The following is a 19,078-nucleotide window of genomic DNA, read 5'->3' on the forward strand; positions in this document are numbered from 1 at the left end:
GTTATAGCTTGTTGCGTCGAAACAGTTTTTTAACTCCGTCTAATAAGTTGTACTCTCCGCTCAACTGCACGTAGATAAACACCACAGCGGCAAATACGGTTCCTTTTATCAGGATGTTTATCAATATATGTGTCTCTTCGAGTACATAGCTTAGGGGTAGCAATACGACTGTACAAAGCATGCTGAGCAGTAGGGGTGAGCCGAGTTGTTTGAGGAAATAACGTTCGCTACGCCCGAATGTGACTCGGTACATCTGCCAGTAGCACTGCCCGAAGTTGATAGTAAACGTAATCACGATGCACCACGCCACCGCCTCGAGCGAGCCGAAGTAAAATACTCCCAGCAGGATACCACTCACGTTGAGTACCGATGAGAACACGCCACAGACGAACAGACTGCGTGTATCACCTGAAGCCTGAAAGATGCTACCTGACGAGGAGAGGATGATTTGCAGCCCCACCGATAACGTGAGAATGCGAAACACCGCCACCGACGGTAACCACTGTGCACCGAAGAGAATAAAGGTAAGCTCTTTGGCGGTAAAGAATAGGCATACGCTGATGGGAAATCCGGCAAACGCTAGCAACCGTACAATGCGCTCGTAGCTAGAAGCAAGGCGTAGGCTATCGTTCTGTAAATCGCTCAGTATCGGGTGCATCACTGGAGTAATAACCTGTGTGATGTTTTGTAACGGAAGCATCATCAGCCGATACGACTTGTCGTAATATCCCAACGAAGACATTCCTAAATATTTGCCAATAAGTAGCTTATCGAGGTTGCGACTGAAATAGTTGATAACGTTGAACAAGAATTGGTAGGCTGAGTAGCCGAATATCTTGCGAATAGCCCGCAATCCCAACGTCGGGTGTAAGGACTGCGGATAGCGCTGGTACGAGATCGCAAACATCAGGATACTCGACAAGATGGGGCTGATGATGAGAGCATATAACCCTGCCCCTAATAGTGCTGCTCCTACTCCTGCTGCTCCTGATACTATCTGGATGATAAAGCTACGCAAGGCGATGAATTTGAATTCCTTGTTCTTGTTGAACAGGGCACTGGGCACAATATTGGCCGAGGCAAAGAATAGGTTCAGTGCCAGCAATTGGCACAATGTGCGTAATATCTCGCTCTTATAATAGGCGGCAATAGGCCACGATGCACCGAAAAACAGCAAGCTAATGCCTATACCTGAGAAGATGGTAAACGAAAAGATGTCCGACAGGTCTTCACGCGTGAGTTCCTTTTGTTGCACGATGGCAGGAGAGATGCCCATGTCAGTAAAGATGCTGAAGAAGTTGATAATGACCGTGGCAATGGCTACGATACCAAAATCATCGGGCGAGAGTAGGCGAGAGAGTACCCCTACCACCACGAGTGAAATCACTATACCCGAATATTTGGCTACGGCCGTGTAAAAAACACCTGATAGAAGTAATTGTTTGGTTGTTTTCATTGCTTCATTGCCCTCGCTTCTTCATAAGCCGCCACATAGGCACGGCTGATCTGTTCTAGTCCGAAATGTTCCTGTGCATAGCGGTAGTTCGCTTCGCCATGCCCTGCAAGGCGTAAGCGGTAGGCATCTTCGATCGCCGTTACGATACTCTTCGTGTTGTCGGGATCGAAAGTAGGGTTACCAGTTTGCCGCAACAATGGGCCTACGTTGCCCGTATCCGGTCCGATCACTACTTTGCCGAAAAGAAATCCCAGAGGTACGTTGCCCGAATTGAGAATCTCTTTGCGCTGAACCATCACTACGTCCGATGCTGCGAGGTAATAAGGCAGACGGTCGTTGCTTACAATATCTTCGTTAGATCCCGCACGGATATGCCACAAGCGTGCAAGAGGAATCAGTGTGTGATAGGCAATCCGAGACATCCACCGCTTGGTTACTTGCTTGTACCATGGTTTGCGGTAGAATGGCAACAGGCGCGGAGCGAGTAGGTATTTGCCCGGTAGGTGTGTGTGCAGCCAGGCGCTCAGCACCATACTTACCTCTTCACGGTTACGGAACTTGCCGAATGCGGTCAGCACGAACTTTGTGCGTCCGATACCAAGCTTTCTGCGCGCCACTTCAGGCGATAGGTCTTGTGGATACGTATCTTCGTAGAGGTGGTGAGGTATGATGCGGTTGCAGCTTTGCGGATGCTCTGCTAGAAACTCATTGTAGCTGTATTCACCCATATGTACTACCACGTCTGCTGCCTGTTCAACCACGTCGTAAGCTGCCTTGATAAACGGGTTGGCATAGTGTGGGCGTAGGTTGTGCCGCGTATATACGATATGTGCCCCTCTATTGCGCCAATACCCGATACGTACGCGTAGCTGCTCTACTACTTCTGGTGCATTGCACGACCATCCAACTAGCTCCTCGGGCCATTGCAGGTGAATAATGTCGTAACTCGCTTGCTCTTCGTTCCAGAAGCGCTCGGTCGAGTAGGTGATATCCACTCCCAGACCAGCTATACCTCTACATAACGTCTCTACAAACAAGTTGTCTGTATCCCCTTCTTTAAATGCAACCAAAACGCGTAGTGGTGTTCTCATTTTTCTTTGTTTTTGGGATTGATATATCAGCTATTCTCTCTCGTTCCCTTCTTACAAAGATACGTTTCTTTTGATAAAACTCAAATAAAGTAACAAATAATTTTAAAGCTTTAGGTTCTTTCCTTTTGCGCTGCATATCATCTCTGGTGCATTGAAACAAACCCATTTGTCGACTAAGGTCGGGTACTGCTTCAATGCTCTTTGCGTTACCGGATTGTTGTTCTGGTAATACTCTTTCGGGCAGGGGTACGAATCACTTCTTTGACTGGTTGGATGGTGGATTGAGCCGTTGGGCTTGTAGGCTTGATGGTACCGTCTATCAATCCGATGGTGGTACTGAGCAGCATCTCATCCGGGTTTCCAAAGGGAAGGAATTTAGTCAGGTTATTCGTTTCGCTGATCGTTTTGGTGGCAGTAAAACTCCCGCCGCGTCCCGACTCTTGGAGGCTATTGTATACCGTACAAACCACCGGATTGAGCGACCACGTGTTTGTGGGGTCTGCAAAACCCTCCGTAGCCACCCCGTTGCATGAAACGTTGCTGCCTACAAGACCCCATCTTTTTAATGGTGACAGTAAGTTGAGCATTACTCCCGATACTCCTGCTGTGGCATTGGAAGAGATGATAAAGCCTTGCGATATATTCAAGTTGCTACCCGATCCGATTAGTTTGGAGTCGAAAGTCAACGACCGATCTTTGCTGGTTAGTTTGTCGTTGTAGGTTAGGTTTCCTAGTGGTGTGCCCAAAGCACTCTGGGGTGCTACCAATGCGCACAATAGTTGGGCACATGCCAGTGAACCGCCTTTGTTATAGCGCAGATCGAGAATGAGTTCGGTAATGCCTGCCGTGGCAAACTCGCGCGAAACAGCTCTTAACTGCTCGTTGTATTTTTGCGGATCGGCCTCTGTGCCGGCAGTGAAGTGACTGTATACAAGATAGCCCACCTTGATACCATTGGCGGTGGTTATCACGCTGTGGTAATGGATCGGATTGTCTTCTACTCCTTGTTCGGCACCGATCTGCGCGGTTCCGCTCTTAACCACCACTCCTATTTGCGCCTCGGTCTCAGGATCTGTCTGGTAGGTATATGTGCCTGTTGTCAGTTTCAAGGCTAAGCCCGTATTCAATAACTTGGGTTCGCTTTTCTTAGTGATAACCTCGTCGTTTACTTCCACAATCCAATCGCCTCGCTTCAGTCCGGCAGCACTGGCGGGTGAGTCGGGCAGTACATACGTAATCAGTGCGTTGTAAGCTGTATCGTTATTGACAACTTGATAAAGATTGTAATCGAATCCGTAGCTAGGTAGGGGTTGCTGATAGATGGTGTCTATATACGAAGCAGCATTATCCTCTTTCGATACGATACTCTTTAGAAAATCTTCGGGTGCTTTAAAAAAGTTCAAGTTTTTATCTTCCGGAATATCCGTGTACCAAAGGTAGTTCTCGCGCATCACGGTGGTGATCCATTGATCCAATTCGGTTTCTGCAGCATACTCCGGCCAGCGGTCTACACCACACGAGGTAAGACTCGATAGGGTGGCAACAAGCGTTGCCGGAATCAGTAGTAGGTTTCTTATTTTCATATCATAGTGAGCTGTTTATGCTGCAAATGTATGAAATACTTCCGTTTTCTACCACAATTATGGTATAAAAATGGCTTTAATGTGTGATTGCTTATTTGCCGGCCAATTGCTATCTTTGCATCAGTTTCAATAGGTATTAGCATGAATATAGCCGCTTTATTATCCGGAGGTGTCGACAGCTCGGTTGTCGTACACCTTCTTTGTGAGCAAGGACTTCGCCCTTCACTCTTTTACATCAAGATCGGTATGGATGGTGCCGAGTACATGGATTGCTCGGCCGAGGAAGACATTGAGCTTTCTACCGCCATTGCCCGTAAGTATGGTTTGCCTTTCGAGGTAGTCGACCTTCACCGCGAGTATTGGGATAGTGTGGCGGCCTACGCCATTGACAAGATTAAGCGCGGATTAACTCCCAACCCCGATGTGATGTGCAACAAGCTGGTGAAGTTTGGCTGCTTCGAAGAACGAGTGGGAAAGGACTTTGACTTCACTGCCACCGGGCATTATGCCACTACAGTGCAGCGCGATGGTAAGACATGGCTTGGAACGGCTCGTGACCCGTTGAAAGATCAGACCGACTTTCTGGCACAGATCGATTACCTGCAAGTCTCAAAACTACTCTTCCCCGTGGGCAACCTGATGAAGCACGAGGTGCGTGATGTAGCTCTAAGAGCCGGTTTGCCCAGTGCTCGTCGCAAAGACAGTCAAGGCATTTGTTTTCTGGGAAAGATCAATTACAATGATTTCGTTCGCCGTTTTCTGGGTGAGTGCGAGGGGGCTATTATCGAACTCGAAACAGGTAAGCGGGTAGGGACGCATCGGGGGTATTGGTTTCATACCATCGGTCAGCGCAAAGGACTCGGATTGAGTGGAGGCCCGTGGTTCGTTATTCGCAAAAATATAGAAGAGAATATTGTTTACGTTTCCCATGGCTACGATGTCGATACACAGTACGGCTACGAGTTCCGCATGCCCGACTTTCATTTCATTACCGAAGATCCTTGGGTCGGACAAGCAGGCGAGGTGGGTGTAACCTTTAAGATTCGCCATACACCCGAGTTTATCAAAGGGAGACTGATTCGCGAGCCTGACGGCTTGCGACTGCTATCGTCCGAGAAACTGCAAGGCATTGCGCCCGGACAGTTTGGTGTGGTGTACGACGAAGGGGCACAGATCTGCATCGGTAGCGGAGAGATTCAGATATAATATTCGGCCAGGTCTACAATGCCAGCTCGCATGGCATATTTCGTAGCTTCGTGCACATTGTTAACCCCTAGTTTACGGAATATGTTCTTTCGGTGGCTGTTGATGGTATGAAAGCTGAGTGTTTTCTCGGCAGCAATCTCCTTGGTCGTTTTGCCAAGAGCAATGGCTTTGAGAATTATTTTCTCGGTGGCAGTAAGCAGATGGTCTTCGGGAATATGAGTAATGCCCGTGTTTGACGAGGTGTTATTGGACAGTAATAGGTTACTGATGTGATTACAAATAAATCGCTCCTTGCGCGATGCACATTGCAGGGCGGTCATGATCTCTTCTTTTGAACTGTCTTTCATCACCACACCAAAAGTGCGGCTGCTAAATAGCACCTGACGTAGGAAGTGCATACTCAGTTCGTCCGAGAACAAGAGCCAGTCGGCCTCTTTGAATCGTTGTTGCAGTACCATCAATTCATCGGCACCGTTAAAATCGAAAAGTGTATAATCAAGAATAACCACTGCCTCAGGGTGCAAGCGAAGCTCCTTTATTAACTCTGCTTTGCTGTCTGCTTCGAGTAGTAACGACACGTCTTTCTGTCTGCCCAGCAGAAACATCATTCCCGCTTTGCTAATATCTTGATTATCTGCAATGATATATTCTCTCATAAGTAATCCGAATAAAAAACTCCGCTGCAAATGTACACTTTTTGTGCGATTTGCAGCGGAGATTCGTTAAGTTATTCGCTTTTAGCTACGAGTAATTTTTTACCAAGAGCGTCCTTTGAATACATCCGACTGGTTCAATGGTACCAGATTGCCATTCAAGGTAAGTGTGTTCGAATTGAAGTTCGGGTTCACCGTTACGGTTGCGTTGTTACCGCCGTTGGTTAACGAGATGAAAACCTGAGCTGAAATACCAATACCTTGTACGCTGAAGTTACAATTCACATTGCCTTTCTTATCGGTTGTCATTTGCATATCCGATGCGGTACCGTCTACGGTTACACCACCAATTCCGTTAGGGCCGGGGTATGCAGTGTTAAAGGCAATCTGTACGGTGGCACGCTGTTCGTTCATCATCACAAAGTTAGTGGTAGTCGATACAAAAGCACTTTGTCCGTTGCGGAAGATTACCTGATCTGCTTCCAGCACAAATTGTTTGTCTTTCAGTGCTTGCACGGCTTGCTGATAAGCAAGTGTGTTGGCTGCATTTTCTTCAGCTTTCATCTTTGCTCTTTCGGCATCTCTTTCTGCTTTACGGATTTCTCTTGATGACTCCTGTGCAACCAACATAGTTGATGCACTTACTAATACTAATGCTACTAATGCAATAAACTTTTTCATAATTCTTTTTTGTTTAGGTTGAATAATGTTGTTCGTTTATTGCAAAACAACGGCTGTTGCATATTGTTCATTGCCTTCGCACAATTTTATATCCGATCGCCGCAATGGTAATGCTCATTAAAGGGCTGATAATGTTGAAAAAGCAGTATGGTAGATAGGTGAGTGTAGGTACACTCAATATCGTGGCTTGTGTCATGCCGCAGGTATTCCAAGGAATGAGTACCGATGTAACGGTAACTGAATCTTCGGTAGTGCGGCTCAACAGTCTACTTTCGTAACCCTTTTTCTCGTAGATGTTACGAAACATATTTCCTGTAAGGATGATACTGATGTATTGATCAGCTGTGGCCAGATTCAGGAAGATACCCGAACAAGCGGTCGATACCACCATGCTTACGGTGTTCTTCATGAAGCGTACAAACACCGAAGTGATGCTACCAAGCATACCGCTTGCTGTCATTGCTCCTCCAAAGCACATGGCGCAGAGAATGAGCCAAACGGTATTCATCATTCCTGCCATGCCGCGCGTAGCGATCAGCTCAGTCAGTGCAGCGTTTTCTGTTTGCAGGTTGGTGCCTCCGTAAAGGGTCATGATGAAGCCTTTAAAGAGAGAGTTTATACCGTGTTCTGCTTGTCCTCCTATTTCGTGTAATAGTTCAGGTTGGAAGATGACTGCACACGCTGCCGCCATGGCAGTAGACAAGAATAAGGTAATAATTGATGGCACACGTCGGGCAATCAGCAGACCCGTTGCTGTCGGTACGATCAGCAGCCAGGGGGTAATGTTGAACTTACCGTCGAGCGAAGCGGCAAATTCGGCAATGTGTGCCGTATCGCCTCCCTCGTGTGTCAATCCTGCAATAGTAAACAGTACCAGAGTGATGATGAGCGAAGGTACCGTGGTAATGAGCATATAGCGGATGTGCTTGAACAGTGGTGTGTCGGTAACCGAAGCGGCGAGTACGGTGGTGTCTGACAAAGGCGATATCTTATCGCCAAAGTAAGCTCCCGAGATGATGGCACCGGCTATCCATCCGTCGGCAAATCCCTGCGCCTTACCGATGCCCATAAGGGCAATGCCAATGGTGGCTATGGTAGTCCAAGAACTGCCAGTCATCAACGATACCAAGGCGCAGATGATGCACGTCGAGGCCAGAAAGAAGCTGGGGTGGATAATTTGTATACCGTAATAAATCAGGGTAGGTACAACGCCACTCACCATCCACGCACCACTAAGCGCACCGATAATAAGCAGAATGATAATAGCCGAAGCCACACCGGTGATGTTGTTGGTAATGGCCAGCTCATAGTCTTTCCACGAAATACGGTAAAAGGCCATGCCGATGAGTACGCAAACCCCGGTTGTGGTTAATAAAGCAATCTGGCTGGCTCCTGTTAGGGCATCGCTACCAAAGGTGCGGATAATGGCAAACAGCAAAATGACCAGTACGACAAGCGGTATCAGCGATACGAGCGGAGAAGGAACTTTCTTCATTTTATTTAATTCATGTTAAGGGGTATCAGGCATCGAGCCCGGTAAATGTTTTGAGGAGATAACCGATCAGGAAACTCACTGCCGCTACGCTGAAGCTCAGTATCGCCATCTCGGTAAATCGTTTGCGAAAGCTCTCACTTCGTGCCACTGCGTAGTAATAATTGAATAAGGCAATGATGAGGAGTGCCATGATCAGCATCACTGCCAATGCCAGCAAGGCATGACCGATCAGGATAAACGGGCTCACGAGTGCGATGACTGTAATGAGGTAGGCAATTCCGGTGTAGACCGCCGCTTTGGTCGGGTGCTTGCTCTTGTCGCCCTCCGACTTGGTTGACAGATATTCGGACGATGCCATAGATAGTGCTGCAGCAATACCGGTGATACTGCCTGTTAGCGCAATGAGTTTGGGATCGCTTAAAGCAAGCGTAAATCCTGCCAATGCACCGGTAAACTCTACCAACGCATCGTTCAATCCCAGTACGACCGAGCCCATGTACTCCAACCGCTCCTCGTTGATGAGTGCGATCAGACTCTTTTCGTGTACCTCTTCCTCGAGCGAGAGGGCCTGCAAGTCGGGGTAATCGGTATAGGTGGCATACTCATTGTGCGCGCTCTCTTCGCTCGATTCCATCAGCTTGATGGCAAAGGTGATACCCAATATACGTGCCAGCCAGTAGAACTTAAAGATGCGAAACCGCTTGGGAGCTACGTCTTGTTGAGTGTATTCTTTCAGCACGGCATAATGCCCCTTCTCTTGATTCGATATCAGGCGCAAGGTTTCGCGGTTTGTCTCGTCCTTTTCGATTGAAGCCAATCGGTCGTAAACGATGCTTTCGGTTATTTCGTTTCGTTGGAAGCGAAGAAACTCTTGGAGAGTCTTTTCTGTCAGATTCATATCACTTTCTTTGGTTTTAGCGTACAAAGGTAACACAAATCTACTAAATTATGTTTTCAGGTGGCACTTTAAGTTGTGCGACGCTTCTTCCACCAATAGCGAAGAAAGAGTAATCCGGTGAACATGAGTGCCAGTGACAAGCCGGTATAAAACACCGAGATAAAGCGGTTGGGCAGCAGGTGAAACTCTCGTACGGTAATGCCCAGTGCAATCATGAAGGTCATGATGATCCATCCCTTGACATCGAAGAAGGAGAACGGACAGCTTTTATCTGTTTTCTGTTCGATGCGGCGTGTATGTTTATCGTACAGTTTCTTAAAGACAAAGAGGAAGAACAACAGAAACACAACAGTAGCCTCTCCCACTTTGAAAAGAAGATCACGGGGACTGTTGAACCAAGTAATGAGCCCGATGCGTAGAATATTGGCTCCTGCCACTAGCCATACAATGCCGGCTGTAAGAAGTAATGTTTGTCTGTTGACTCCGTATTTCATATATATTTTTTGTTATAACAGTTATTCGATATAGAATGTTGTGGATAAGGTATTTCCCTCTTCATCTACTGCCGTGAGGCTATGTTTACCGGGTACCGGCAAAATAGACAGGTTATGAAAATCCTGCGTCTGCATCAGGTAAGTCTGGTCGAGATGCCAGTAAACCGTAGCGTGCGGCTGTGTATGTGCCAGCTCGAAGGTAATCTGTCCGGGTGTTCCGTCGAGTTGCTTGGGAAGACGGATGTGTGCGTTGGCAGGCGGATAGATGAACTGCATCGGCTGTCGGTTATCCTCTCCGCACCCCGGTTTGAAGGGGGGAAGCGGACGATATTCAGGGTGTTGCTGCTTATAATACCACTCCTGCACGGGCGGCAACGTAAACCAGTTACGTTGTAGCGTAGGCTCCGTACGTGCACAGTTTGCGTAGAGTCGGAATTGCTCGTCGACCGATAGGGTTACGGCATGATGGTATGGGCAGGTTTCCGTTTTGAGTCCGACAGGGAGTATGAGCAGCGTATCGGTTTCTTCGCAGAAACGGCTTTTGAGATGACCCGACAGGCGGCAGACTTCAGCATCGACAAATACGCCCGTTGGTCTGTTAAACCAGGCCGAAGCGGGCAAGAGATTGAAGAGGTCGAACAGCACCGGCCCGGCAGTGCGTGCACCGACCAGTCCGGGTTTTCCTTCGCCTGTGGCATTACCTACCCATACCCCTACGGCATAGCGGGGGGTAACACCCACTGCCCATGCATCTCGAAAGCCGTAGCTTGTACCTGTTTTCCAAGCGATAGGTTGCATGGAGGGGATGAGGCGCCAGTCTATTTCATCCGGACGGTTCACTTCGCGCAAGGTCGATAGGGTTTGGTAGGCCGCACCACGGTCTATCTTAACGGATGGCTGATGAATGGTGCTCTCTGCTCCGTTTAACCTATTCTCTCTGCTGCCTTGTTTGAACTCTGTGTGAAGTGTGGTTGCTGCTTGGGGCAGCAAACTGCCTGCGAGCTTACGATATCCCTCTGTTACTTCCCATAAGGTAGCTTCGGCACCTCCCAGAATGAGCGAAAGCCCGTAATGAGCAGCCGGTTTGGTGAGGGTTGTTAGCCCCAACTGTTGCAGGTAGCTGTAAAATTTGGGTACTCCATAGCGTTGCAGCATGATGACCGTCGGGATGTTGAGCGAACGGGCAATGGCCTCCGAAGCCGGTACAGCCCCCTCGAACTGCTGATTAAAGTTCTGTGGTGTAAAGCCATTGATGTTGATCGGTACATCAGGTAGCAGGGTATTGGGCAGCAGCCCCCCTTCGGACAGCATGGCATCGTACAAGAACGGTTTAAGGATGCTACCTGTGCTGCGGGGCGACTGAATGACATCGACCTGATTGCCGGGTAGCTGTTTGTTTAAGTGCGTGTTGCCGCAGTAGGCCAGTACCTCGCCTTTGGGTACATCGACCACCAACACGGCTATGTTGCGGATATCGCTTCGGACAAACTCTCTGTTCCATCGTTCTACTACCGCCTCTACCTGTTGTTGCAATCCCCGGTCGATGGTCGATACATGATACTGCCCGCGTTGCGTCTGGTAATAGCGATCTATCAGATGCGGAGCGGTTTGCGGCAACGGGCGCGGCTCTTGCGGAAGCGGCTCTACCAACGCCAGTTCGTAAGCAGACCGATCAATGGTGCCTTCTTTATATAAGGTAGCCAGTAGTTTGTTGCGCTTTCTTAATAAAGTTTGCCGCCCTTTGCCGGGGTGAATCATGGCAGGTGCATTGGGCAGTACGGCAAGCATGGCCGCCTCTGCCCACGAGAGTTCTTCCGCCGAATGGGCAAAGTATCGCCAGGCAGCTGCATCCAGTCCCACTACATTGCCGCCAAAAGGAGCATGCGATACATATAGGGCAAGTATCTTCTCTTTCGAACATCGGAACTCGAGGCGGGTAGCCCAAAGCATCTCGATCAACTTTTCGCCGAAGCTGCGGTTGGTGTTGCCCCGTGCCAACCGGATGGTTTGCATGGTGAGGGTGCTTCCACCACTCACTACGCGTCCGGCCTTTATGTTTTGTCGTGTCGCCCGGGCTACGGCAAGTAGGTCGACTCCCCAATGCTTGTAAAACCGATGATCTTCGAAGGCAACGAGGCAGGCCTCTACCTTAGCGGGTACGGTATCACGCGGCGGAAAGCGCCACTGTCCATCTGTTGCAATGCGTGCACCCAGCAGTTCGTTGTGCCTGTCGGCTACAACGGTGGCATAGGGTACGCGAAACAGCTGTCTCGGCAAGCAACACAGATAACCCACAAACAGTAGGCATGCAATGCCTGCAACAATCTTCCCCCGCTTACCGGAAGGAAGTACACTTCTCCACTTCATACGCCCGCTTACCTCTCTACTAAGATACGTCCCGCTTTGGTACGTGCCTGTGCATGTACATCGTACATGGCTTCGCACTGCACCGCCGGGCATACAAACTCACCGGCATAGGTGGCCTGTAGCCGGGTGGTGAATGTTTTCGATTCGCCCTCCTTCAAGTCGAAATAGGTCAGTACCCGGTCATCGCGGATATCTTGGTAGCTGTAATTTGCTCCGGCAGCCTGTCCGGCAAGGCGTTCGTTGTAAATTTCCCATCCCGAAGGAACGATCTGCGTGAGTGCCAGGTTCGTATAATCGGTTGTACCGCTGATGTTGGCTACCGTTATGATGGCTTGGAAGTCGGTTCCCTGCTTCATCTTTTCGATACTGACGGGCATTCCGTTGAGATCGGTATAGCGAACATCGAGCCTGAGGTTATCGGCACGGGCGGGCAAGGTGTCGGTAAGCAATTGTGTACGTACAATCAGGTCTACTTTGAGCGCACCGCTTCCTAGCTGCTTAACGGTGACTGTTCCGTTGCGCGGCGAGGTAGCGATGGGAGCAACGAAGAGTGCCTTGGCCGATTTTACCGCCGGTTGTACACGTCCGTTGAGTGTCCATGTAAAGTTGAGTGTGCCCGATAGCGATTCTGCCAATTGCCCCATTGCCAACAGGGAGAAGGCGGTGGATTGTGTACTGAATGCGCTTTCGGCAAGTAGGTTGGTAGAGACTCGCTGCGCTTGTGTCAATGCTTCCTGCTTGCGTTTCATCAGCAGCAAGGTTTCCAGAATCATTGCCTCGTCCCGATCCGACGATCCGTAGATCGTGTTGTGGAGCGAATAGGGTTCAACTGTTGTTTTAGCTTGATAGACCAACTCCTGTGCAGGTTTCATCTTCCCGTTCAGGGCGTAAGCGGCTGCTAATCGCCATTTAGCTTGTGCCGATAGTTGCGGCATCTCTTTCATGCGGTTCATCGCCCCGAGTTCGGGAGCACCTGCCAAAGAAAGTGTATAGAGACGGTAGGCCTGTTGCAAGTCCGATTGCCAGTAACCGGCATCCTGATCGGCTGCAACGGGCTTCCAGTTTTGTGCCGCCATGCGTTGAAAACGCTTCCAACGCTCCAGTACAGGGGCGTTGACTGCATATCCTTTCTCTTGTGCGAGGCTGAGGAACATGCCGGCATACGAGCTGATCCACTCGTTGGCTACGGAATTGCCCGGCCAGTAAACGAACCCTCCGTTGGGCAACTGCCTTGCATAGAGTTCTTTGATGGCATCCTGTACGCCGCTTTGTACGGCTTTGTTCTCTGTCTCGGTCAGTGTTTTAAACTGTGCCAGGTAGAGGAGGGGGATGGCTTTTGAAGTAAGCTGCTCGGTGCAGGCGTGCGGATAGAAGGTAAGGAAGTCCATCCGTCGGCTCAGATCGACCGAGGGCAGACGAGAAACTTCGAGGCGGATGCTGCTTTCGGCTGCCGCACCTTGCAGTGCATACGGAAGTTCGCAACTCTTACCACTCTCCACCCATTTGCTTTCGGCAAAGGTGATAGCAGGGTTGGGGTTACGTACCTCTATTTCGATTTGCTCTTTGGTGGTCTGTCCGCCACCGCTTGCTGTTAATCGGATGGTCTCTTTCCCGGTTTTCGAATGGGTTTTCAGTCGGAAGAAGAGTAACTGATCGCCCGTCTTGGCGAAGCGTACAGTTTTCCGGGCTTCTCCTACAATCTGTGCTTTGCCGGTGGTGGTGAGCGATACGCTAACCTCTTTTACCTGATTCTCCATGGCAAAAACGTTGACGGGGACTAAAATCTCCTCGTTCGTGCTCAATACCCGTGGTAGGGTTGACAGTAGCATGAGGGGCGTGCGCACCGGTGTTGTTTTCTCGGCGTTACCGTATGCACCGTCCTGTCCGGCTACGATCATGGTTCGTACGCTGCCCACATACATCGGTAGGGCGATGCGGTGCGTCTGTGTTTTGCCTTTGCCTAAGGCAAAGGGACCGATGAATTTCACCACGGGCTTGAAGCGGTTGGCCTTCGCATCGGATGGTTTGAGGGCTTCGTCGCCTCCGGTACTGAATAGCGAACTGTAGCTGCCGGTAAAGGCGCCCAGTACACTGTCGAACATATCCCACGTACGGATGCCGAGGGCTTCGCGTGCATAGAAATCATTCCAAGGGTCGGGTGTTTTAAAGTTCGTCAGATCGAGCAGTCCATCGTCTACAATGGCGAGCGTGTAGGTCATCGGTTTGCCGCTCTTTTCGCTTACACTTACGCTGAACTCCTGTTCGGGGCGAAGCACGGCAGGCATATTGATCTGTGGTTCGAGCACCGTTTGCCGGTTGCTCACAAAGACAGGTATTACGCCATACATACGAATCGGCAGGTCGTTGACCGTTTGTGCATGCGGTTGCAGCAGGCTGATGTGCAGGTACACATTGGGAGCCATCTCGGGTGTTACTTTAAACTGATATTTGGTGTCGCCCTTTGGCGAAACTTCGATCCATTCGCGGTGTAGCACTTCCGAACCATTCTCTATCGCTACCAAGGCTCGACCTCCGGCAGCGGCGGGTATAATGGTAGTCACGGTTTCGCCCGGTGCATACTTCTCCTTGTCAATCGAGAAGGCTAGCATGGTGATGCCGCTGGGGTCTGTCTTGCCCGAACGTCCGCGCCAATCGGGCCAGTCTACGTAGATGGTTCCTCCGGTGGCATGTCCGCTTTCGTTGTCTTTGACATAAACAAGGTAACGCCCCCAGTCGGGATAGTTGACCCGGAAGCCAATCTGCGCCTTTCCGCCGTGGGTCGATAGTCTGCCTGTGGCAACGGGGGTATAGGCGGTGCTGTTGATGTAGGTTTCGAACGATTCATCGGCCTTGCTCCACCACCAGTTCCAATCGATGCGGTAAATCTTATATTCCAGATTGCCACGGTCTACCGGACGGCCTTCGGCATTCAGGGTAACTACATCGAACGTATGATTCTTGTCCGTCTCCATGTATCGCCCCTTGGGCTGGTTGAGGTTGATGCCTACGTACGAAGTAAACGGAGAGTAGGGCACTGTCAGGGTACTGATGCTTGCATCGCCTCCGGGTTCAAACACGCGGGTGGTGATGTTGGCACGTAGCATACCCGGCGCATTTGTTGCCTGAGGCAAATCCAATGTAAAGGCTGTGCGCCCGTTGGCATCGAGTGTACCGGTAAACAGGTCCATCTTACCTACGGTGAAGTTGGTGGCAGGGTTATTGAACAGGTAGTGCTGATATCCTTGAAACTGTGTCTCTACTTTGTTCAGCGACATTTCAACGGTGGCTTTCAGGTGAGAGGCAGTAGCTCCCGTCAGCCAGTTGGCCGTAAGGGTGGTTGGCAGCTTCTTTGCTGAGGCTTTGATGATGGCAACCGGCAAGGTGAGGTTTATTTTCAATCGGTTGGGCTTTACGGTCTCTACCCGCAGTGGTTTATGGAAGGTGGTGCCACCTACCTTTATATAAGCGTTCCACAATCCTGTCGGATCGTTGGGCTGCGTGCCTACGTGGAAGGTATAAAGTCCGTTCAACCCGTTGGTCGATAGCTGTTTGGTGTAGAACTGCCCTCTCGGGTTGTATAGCTCCAGTACCACCGGGTGTTTGTCTGGTATTCGTTTCAAGCGATCTTCGAGCATGAACGAAATATGCAGTGTATCGCCCGGCCTCCATACTCCGCGGTCGCCATACACAAAGCCTTTCAGCCCCTTCTGAATATCCTTGCCGCCTACATCGAAACGGCTGACCGACAGCTCTTCGCCATCGGCTACCTTCACATACGCTTTTTGCTTGTCTGCCTCGGCTACGACCATGAAGGGCACTCCCTTGGGGGTGAGTGTGGCAAATCCATTGTCATCACTTTCGGCCTGTGCGATGGGTTGTAACTGGAAGTTGTAAGCGGTTACGGTGGCCTTCTTTACCGGCTGAGTATCGAGCAGGTTGTTCACCGCTACCCAAAGTTTGTTCAGTGAGTTTCGTTTCACGGTCAGCCCCAGGTTCGACGCCAATACATTGCAGGCAGCCGAGCGATCTGATAGCATATAATAGGATGGGTGACACGGATTGTCGCGTTCCTCCCATTGGTATTCGCTCCAGTCGGGCTGTTCGCCTCCGGTATAGTAATAGTAAGCCTGTGGCGTATCCCATTCGGCTTCGCTCTCGGCCGAAGGCAATCCGTCGGATATGTTGGTCAGCACGACCGCATCATCAGGTGCAAAGCTTCGGTTGCTACTGCCACCGCCACACGGGTAGGCCGAATACGCTTGCTTGAACGATAGTACTACCCGGTAGATAGCACCCGGCTCCTGCTTGATGAGCCCTGCCAGATCTATGGAGTAATCTTCCCAACGGCGCACATCCTTGCTTGGGTCGCTGGTTAGTACCAAGCGTTTTTTATACACCAACCGTCCCGAGCGTCGCAGTTCATTGCCCGATTCGAGCGAGTTGGTCTGCATAAACTGTAGTACGTTGCTCTCGAAGATGCGAATCACACTCAGGTCTACTGCATATAGGCTAACGGCACGGAAAGGGATAATCAGGTTTTTAGAATCGGGGATGATGGCTCCCGCCTTCTTTATCTCCACTTGCGGTTTCAGGTTCAGTTCGCTAAAGGCGATGCTATGAGAGTTGCCAAGTGGTTTCTCGTCGAAGTTCTTCACCCCTTGGTGGATGTTCAGTGTTAGTTTGCTCAGTTGGCTGGGTTCAAAGTAGATATTCACTTTATTGTTCTTTACCTCGAAGATATAAGCAGATAGTTCGGGTAGTTCGATCAGCCCCTTTAAGTCTTGCAACATCGAGAGCGGGTCGGAGAATACGACCTCAATTCCGTTCTCGGGCTCATCAATCCGCTGGGCAGATAAGAAACGGAAACTTCCTTGTGCCGGAATGATGATGGACTCGCTTATTTTGCGGTCAATTCCTGCCGGACTACCATCGGCGGTGAGGGTGAGTTCGAGGTCGCTCTTCTGCCGGGCTATTCCCGCTACGGCAAACTCAAACAGACTCGGGCTTGTGGTAGCACTGACCGTGATTTTGGCTCCGTTGCTTGCCGATAGCATTTTGCCTACCTGTTCGCTGTTTGCCTTGTCACTGAAGCGTATGCTGCCTTTGATGATAGTCACGTTTGGGTTTCCCGCTTCGATTTCAATCGGTTGCAGTTGCAAAGCGAAGTTGTTTTCTTGCACCCGAAACGAAAAGTCAAATTCCTTTAGTTCCTTTTCTACCTGTACAAAGTCTCCCAGATGAAACCTTGCTTCGTACATCTCGCCCGGTTTCAACGCTCCCTCTTCGGGCAAAAACTCGATGGTGCTATTGTTGATCCAGTACGCCTTTCCTTTGAGTGAAGGCGAAAAGTCAAACGGATTTTCCTTCAATTCTTGATTGAGGTCTACCGCAGCTTGTTCTTGAGTCAACTCAATCCGAATGGGCGATGACTGTGAGATATTGCCTCCCGTATATGCGTTTACATACGGAGCGAATGCGGCCGATGGAATAACCTCCTTTTGGCTACGGCTACACGATACGATGCCGATCGCCATAGCGAATAGAATGAGAAGATACGTAGTGGGAAAATGGTTGACCTGTTTCATGATAAATAGGTTTTTCGGTAATAATATAGTCGAGCTATTTCACTTTACACAAAGATAATGTATTTATCTAAATAAATGGTTATGTATATCTTCAAAAAGTGACACCCGATTTGATCATTGATGTGCGAATATGGCTCTTTGATTTGATTTTACTGTATCTACAAATTTTTTGGGCAGTGTAGATATGAAACAAAAAGACCACGCAATGAACATAGAGTAGATAGCAGAGTGACTAAAGTTGATAAATGAATAAGTACGACCATTCTGGAAAACGAGAAGACAGGAGCGGAAGAAATGAAAAAAAGAGGTAACGGTGTATGGGTATGGAACTCTTATTATTGATCTAATTATCAGTATATGAGTGCGTTGATGCCATTTGTTCCGTTCTTTCATAGCTTCGCTTTTCGTTGCTCTCGGAATATCTACTTTAACTACCTGTTAAATACGTACTCTTGCATACTAAAAGTACGTACTAGTTGATGGTAAGAGTATATACTCTTGCTACTAGAGGCAATGTATAAGTCAAAATGCGGTTAACAGTGTTTAAAAGGAAGCCTCCTTCTTCTTCCTTTATCTGCGTGTATACGCGCGCGTATATATTATAATGTGTGTTCTCTTTGCTTTCCTTTTTCCCCCTTCCTGAATTATGTTTTATAACACATCTCTCATTCAGTGTATTACAAATTAATTTCCTTTTTATTCAAAATAAAAGGTGTTTAAGTTTGGCTTGTATGGGTAAAAAGCCTACTTTTGCATCCGCTTAGCAAGAGAAGCTAAGCCTTGAAAGATTGACATTCTGTTTAAAAGCTCGCAGAGGCTTTTCTTCCTTTCGCAAGAGAGACGACAAGAGAAGCGCACGGGACGAAAAAGAAAAACAAAAAAAACTTCTCAAAAGTTTTGGTGTTTAAAAATAAAGTCTTACCTTTGCATCCGCTTTTAAAACGAAGCATACTTAAAGAAGCGTTCTTTGAAAGATTTACATAAACAATACAAGTAGTACAAGAGCGAGAGACTTGTCTTTTTAGATAGGAATCTCGGGTAAAATTTTAAAACCGTCAATGATTTGATTCATTACAAATGAAGCAGGGATTTGAATAAACGTCAATAAATTTACAACATCCTAACAGAGCAAGAATTCGATTACTGAGTGTAAATTTAGTAATCAATCAAAAATACTTTTACAATGAAGAGTTTGATCCTGGCTCAGGATGAACGCTAGCTACAGGCTTAACACATGCAAGTCGAGGGGTAGCAGGGTAGCAATACCGCTGACGACCGGCGCACGGGTGAGTAACACGTATCCAACCTACCATTCACACGGGGATAGCCTTTCGAAAGAAAGATTAATACCCGATAGTATAGCGATAAGGCATCTTATTGCTATTAAAGAATTTCGGTGTTTGATGGGGATGCGTTCCATTAGATTGTTGGTGAGGTAACGGCTCACCAAGTCTTCGATGGATAGGGGTTCTGAGAGGAAGGTCCCCCACATTGGAACTGAGACACGGTCCAAACTCCTACGGGAGGCAGCAGTGAGGAATATTGGTCAATGGACGAGAGTCTGAACCA

General features: G+C 48.9%; 11 protein-coding genes and 1 rRNA gene. 2 read left to right on the forward strand and 10 right to left on the reverse strand.

Annotated features, from left to right (window positions below):
- Window position 1 precedes the first annotated feature (1 nt).
- From TY03_RS16135 to TY03_RS16145, 3 genes are all read right to left on the reverse strand, one after another.
- Window positions 2–1,456 carry a lipopolysaccharide biosynthesis protein gene (locus TY03_RS16135; protein WP_042371779.1) on the reverse strand — a complete coding sequence of 485 codons (1,455 nt, stop codon included), beginning with the start codon at window positions 1,454–1,456 and terminating at the stop codon, window positions 2–4.
- A complete protein-coding gene (locus TY03_RS16140) occupies window positions 1,453–2,547 on the reverse strand; it encodes a glycosyltransferase family protein (RefSeq protein WP_042371781.1) in 1,095 nt (364 codons plus the stop codon). Before TY03_RS16140 ends, TY03_RS16135 begins: the two co-directional genes overlap by 4 nt.
- Before the next feature lie 206 nt (window positions 2,548–2,753).
- Window positions 2,754–4,130, reverse strand: coding sequence for a PDZ domain-containing protein (locus tag TY03_RS16145; protein WP_042371783.1), 1,377 nt, complete (start codon window positions 4,128–4,130; stop codon window positions 2,754–2,756).
- Window positions 4,131–4,271: 141 nt separating this feature from the next.
- On the opposite strand from TY03_RS16145, the gene mnmA reads away from it, so the two are divergent.
- Window positions 4,272–5,336, forward strand: coding sequence for a tRNA 2-thiouridine(34) synthase MnmA (gene mnmA, locus TY03_RS16150; protein ID WP_042371785.1), 1,065 nt, complete (start codon window positions 4,272–4,274; stop codon window positions 5,334–5,336).
- On the opposite strand, the gene TY03_RS16155 is transcribed toward mnmA, so the two are convergent.
- The 7 genes from TY03_RS16155 to TY03_RS16185 form a co-directional block, all read right to left on the reverse strand.
- Window positions 5,327–5,992, reverse strand: coding sequence for a LuxR C-terminal-related transcriptional regulator (locus TY03_RS16155; protein WP_042371787.1), 666 nt, complete (start codon window positions 5,990–5,992; stop codon window positions 5,327–5,329). The two genes, mnmA and TY03_RS16155, sit on opposite strands and share 10 nt — an antisense overlap.
- Before the next feature lie 99 nt (window positions 5,993–6,091).
- The gene (locus tag TY03_RS16160; protein ID WP_042371789.1) at window positions 6,092–6,670 is read right to left on the reverse strand and encodes a DUF4251 domain-containing protein; all 579 of its coding nucleotides are present in this window, start codon (window positions 6,668–6,670) and stop codon (window positions 6,092–6,094) included.
- A 67-nt stretch (window positions 6,671–6,737) separates the two neighbouring features.
- On the reverse strand, window positions 6,738–8,165 hold the full coding sequence (locus tag TY03_RS16165; protein WP_042371791.1) for a Na+/H+ antiporter NhaC family protein: 1,428 nt from the start codon (window positions 8,163–8,165) through the stop codon (window positions 6,738–6,740).
- Window positions 8,166–8,190: 25 nt separating this feature from the next.
- Complete coding sequence (locus TY03_RS16170) at window positions 8,191–9,063, reverse strand: VIT1/CCC1 transporter family protein (RefSeq protein ID WP_042371792.1); 873 nt, start codon at window positions 9,061–9,063, stop codon at window positions 8,191–8,193.
- A 68-nt stretch (window positions 9,064–9,131) separates the two neighbouring features.
- Window positions 9,132–9,557 carry a hypothetical protein gene (locus tag TY03_RS16175; protein WP_042371794.1) on the reverse strand — a complete coding sequence of 142 codons (426 nt, stop codon included), beginning with the start codon at window positions 9,555–9,557 and terminating at the stop codon, window positions 9,132–9,134.
- 21 nt (window positions 9,558–9,578) lie between these two features.
- Entirely contained in the window at window positions 9,579–11,924 is a 2,346-nt protein-coding gene (pbpC, locus tag TY03_RS16180) for a penicillin-binding protein 1C (RefSeq protein WP_042371796.1), read from the reverse strand.
- 8 nt (window positions 11,925–11,932) lie between these two features.
- Window positions 11,933–17,509, reverse strand: coding sequence for an alpha-2-macroglobulin family protein (locus TY03_RS16185; protein ID WP_042371798.1), 5,577 nt, complete (start codon window positions 17,507–17,509; stop codon window positions 11,933–11,935).
- Window positions 17,510–18,689: 1,180 nt separating this feature from the next.
- On the opposite strand from TY03_RS16185, the gene TY03_RS16190 reads away from it, so the two are divergent.
- A 16S ribosomal RNA gene (locus TY03_RS16190) occupies window positions 18,690–19,078 on the forward strand; the annotation flags it as partial.

The organism is Bacteroides neonati (assembly GCF_000499785.1).
Classification (GTDB): Bacteria; Bacteroidota; Bacteroidia; order Bacteroidales; family Bacteroidaceae; genus Bacteroides; species Bacteroides neonati.

Excerpts from the sequence above, each read along its gene's own strand:
- TY03_RS16140 (WP_042371781.1), bottom strand. The coding sequence starts at position 2,547 with ATGAGAACACCACTACGCGTTTTGGTTGCATTTAAAGAAGGGGATACA.
- TY03_RS16145 (WP_042371783.1), bottom strand. The coding sequence starts at position 4,130 with ATGAAAATAAGAAACCTACTACTGATTCCGGCAACGCTTGTTGCCACC.
- TY03_RS16165 (WP_042371791.1), bottom strand. The coding sequence starts at position 8,165 with ATGAAGAAAGTTCCTTCTCCGCTCGTATCGCTGATACCGCTTGTCGTA.
- mnmA (WP_042371785.1), top strand. The coding sequence starts at position 4,272 with ATGAATATAGCCGCTTTATTATCCGGAGGTGTCGACAGCTCGGTTGTC.
- TY03_RS16135 (WP_042371779.1), bottom strand. The coding sequence starts at position 1,456 with ATGAAAACAACCAAACAATTACTTCTATCAGGTGTTTTTTACACGGCC.
- TY03_RS16160 (WP_042371789.1), bottom strand. The coding sequence starts at position 6,670 with ATGAAAAAGTTTATTGCATTAGTAGCATTAGTATTAGTAAGTGCATCA.
- TY03_RS16170 (WP_042371792.1), bottom strand. The coding sequence starts at position 9,063 with ATGAATCTGACAGAAAAGACTCTCCAAGAGTTTCTTCGCTTCCAACGA.
- TY03_RS16175 (WP_042371794.1), bottom strand. The coding sequence starts at position 9,557 with ATGAAATACGGAGTCAACAGACAAACATTACTTCTTACAGCCGGCATT.
- TY03_RS16185 (WP_042371798.1), bottom strand. The coding sequence starts at position 17,509 with ATGAAACAGGTCAACCATTTTCCCACTACGTATCTTCTCATTCTATTC.
- TY03_RS16155 (WP_042371787.1), bottom strand. The coding sequence starts at position 5,992 with ATGAGAGAATATATCATTGCAGATAATCAAGATATTAGCAAAGCGGGA.
- pbpC (WP_042371796.1), bottom strand. The coding sequence starts at position 11,924 with ATGAAGTGGAGAAGTGTACTTCCTTCCGGTAAGCGGGGGAAGATTGTT.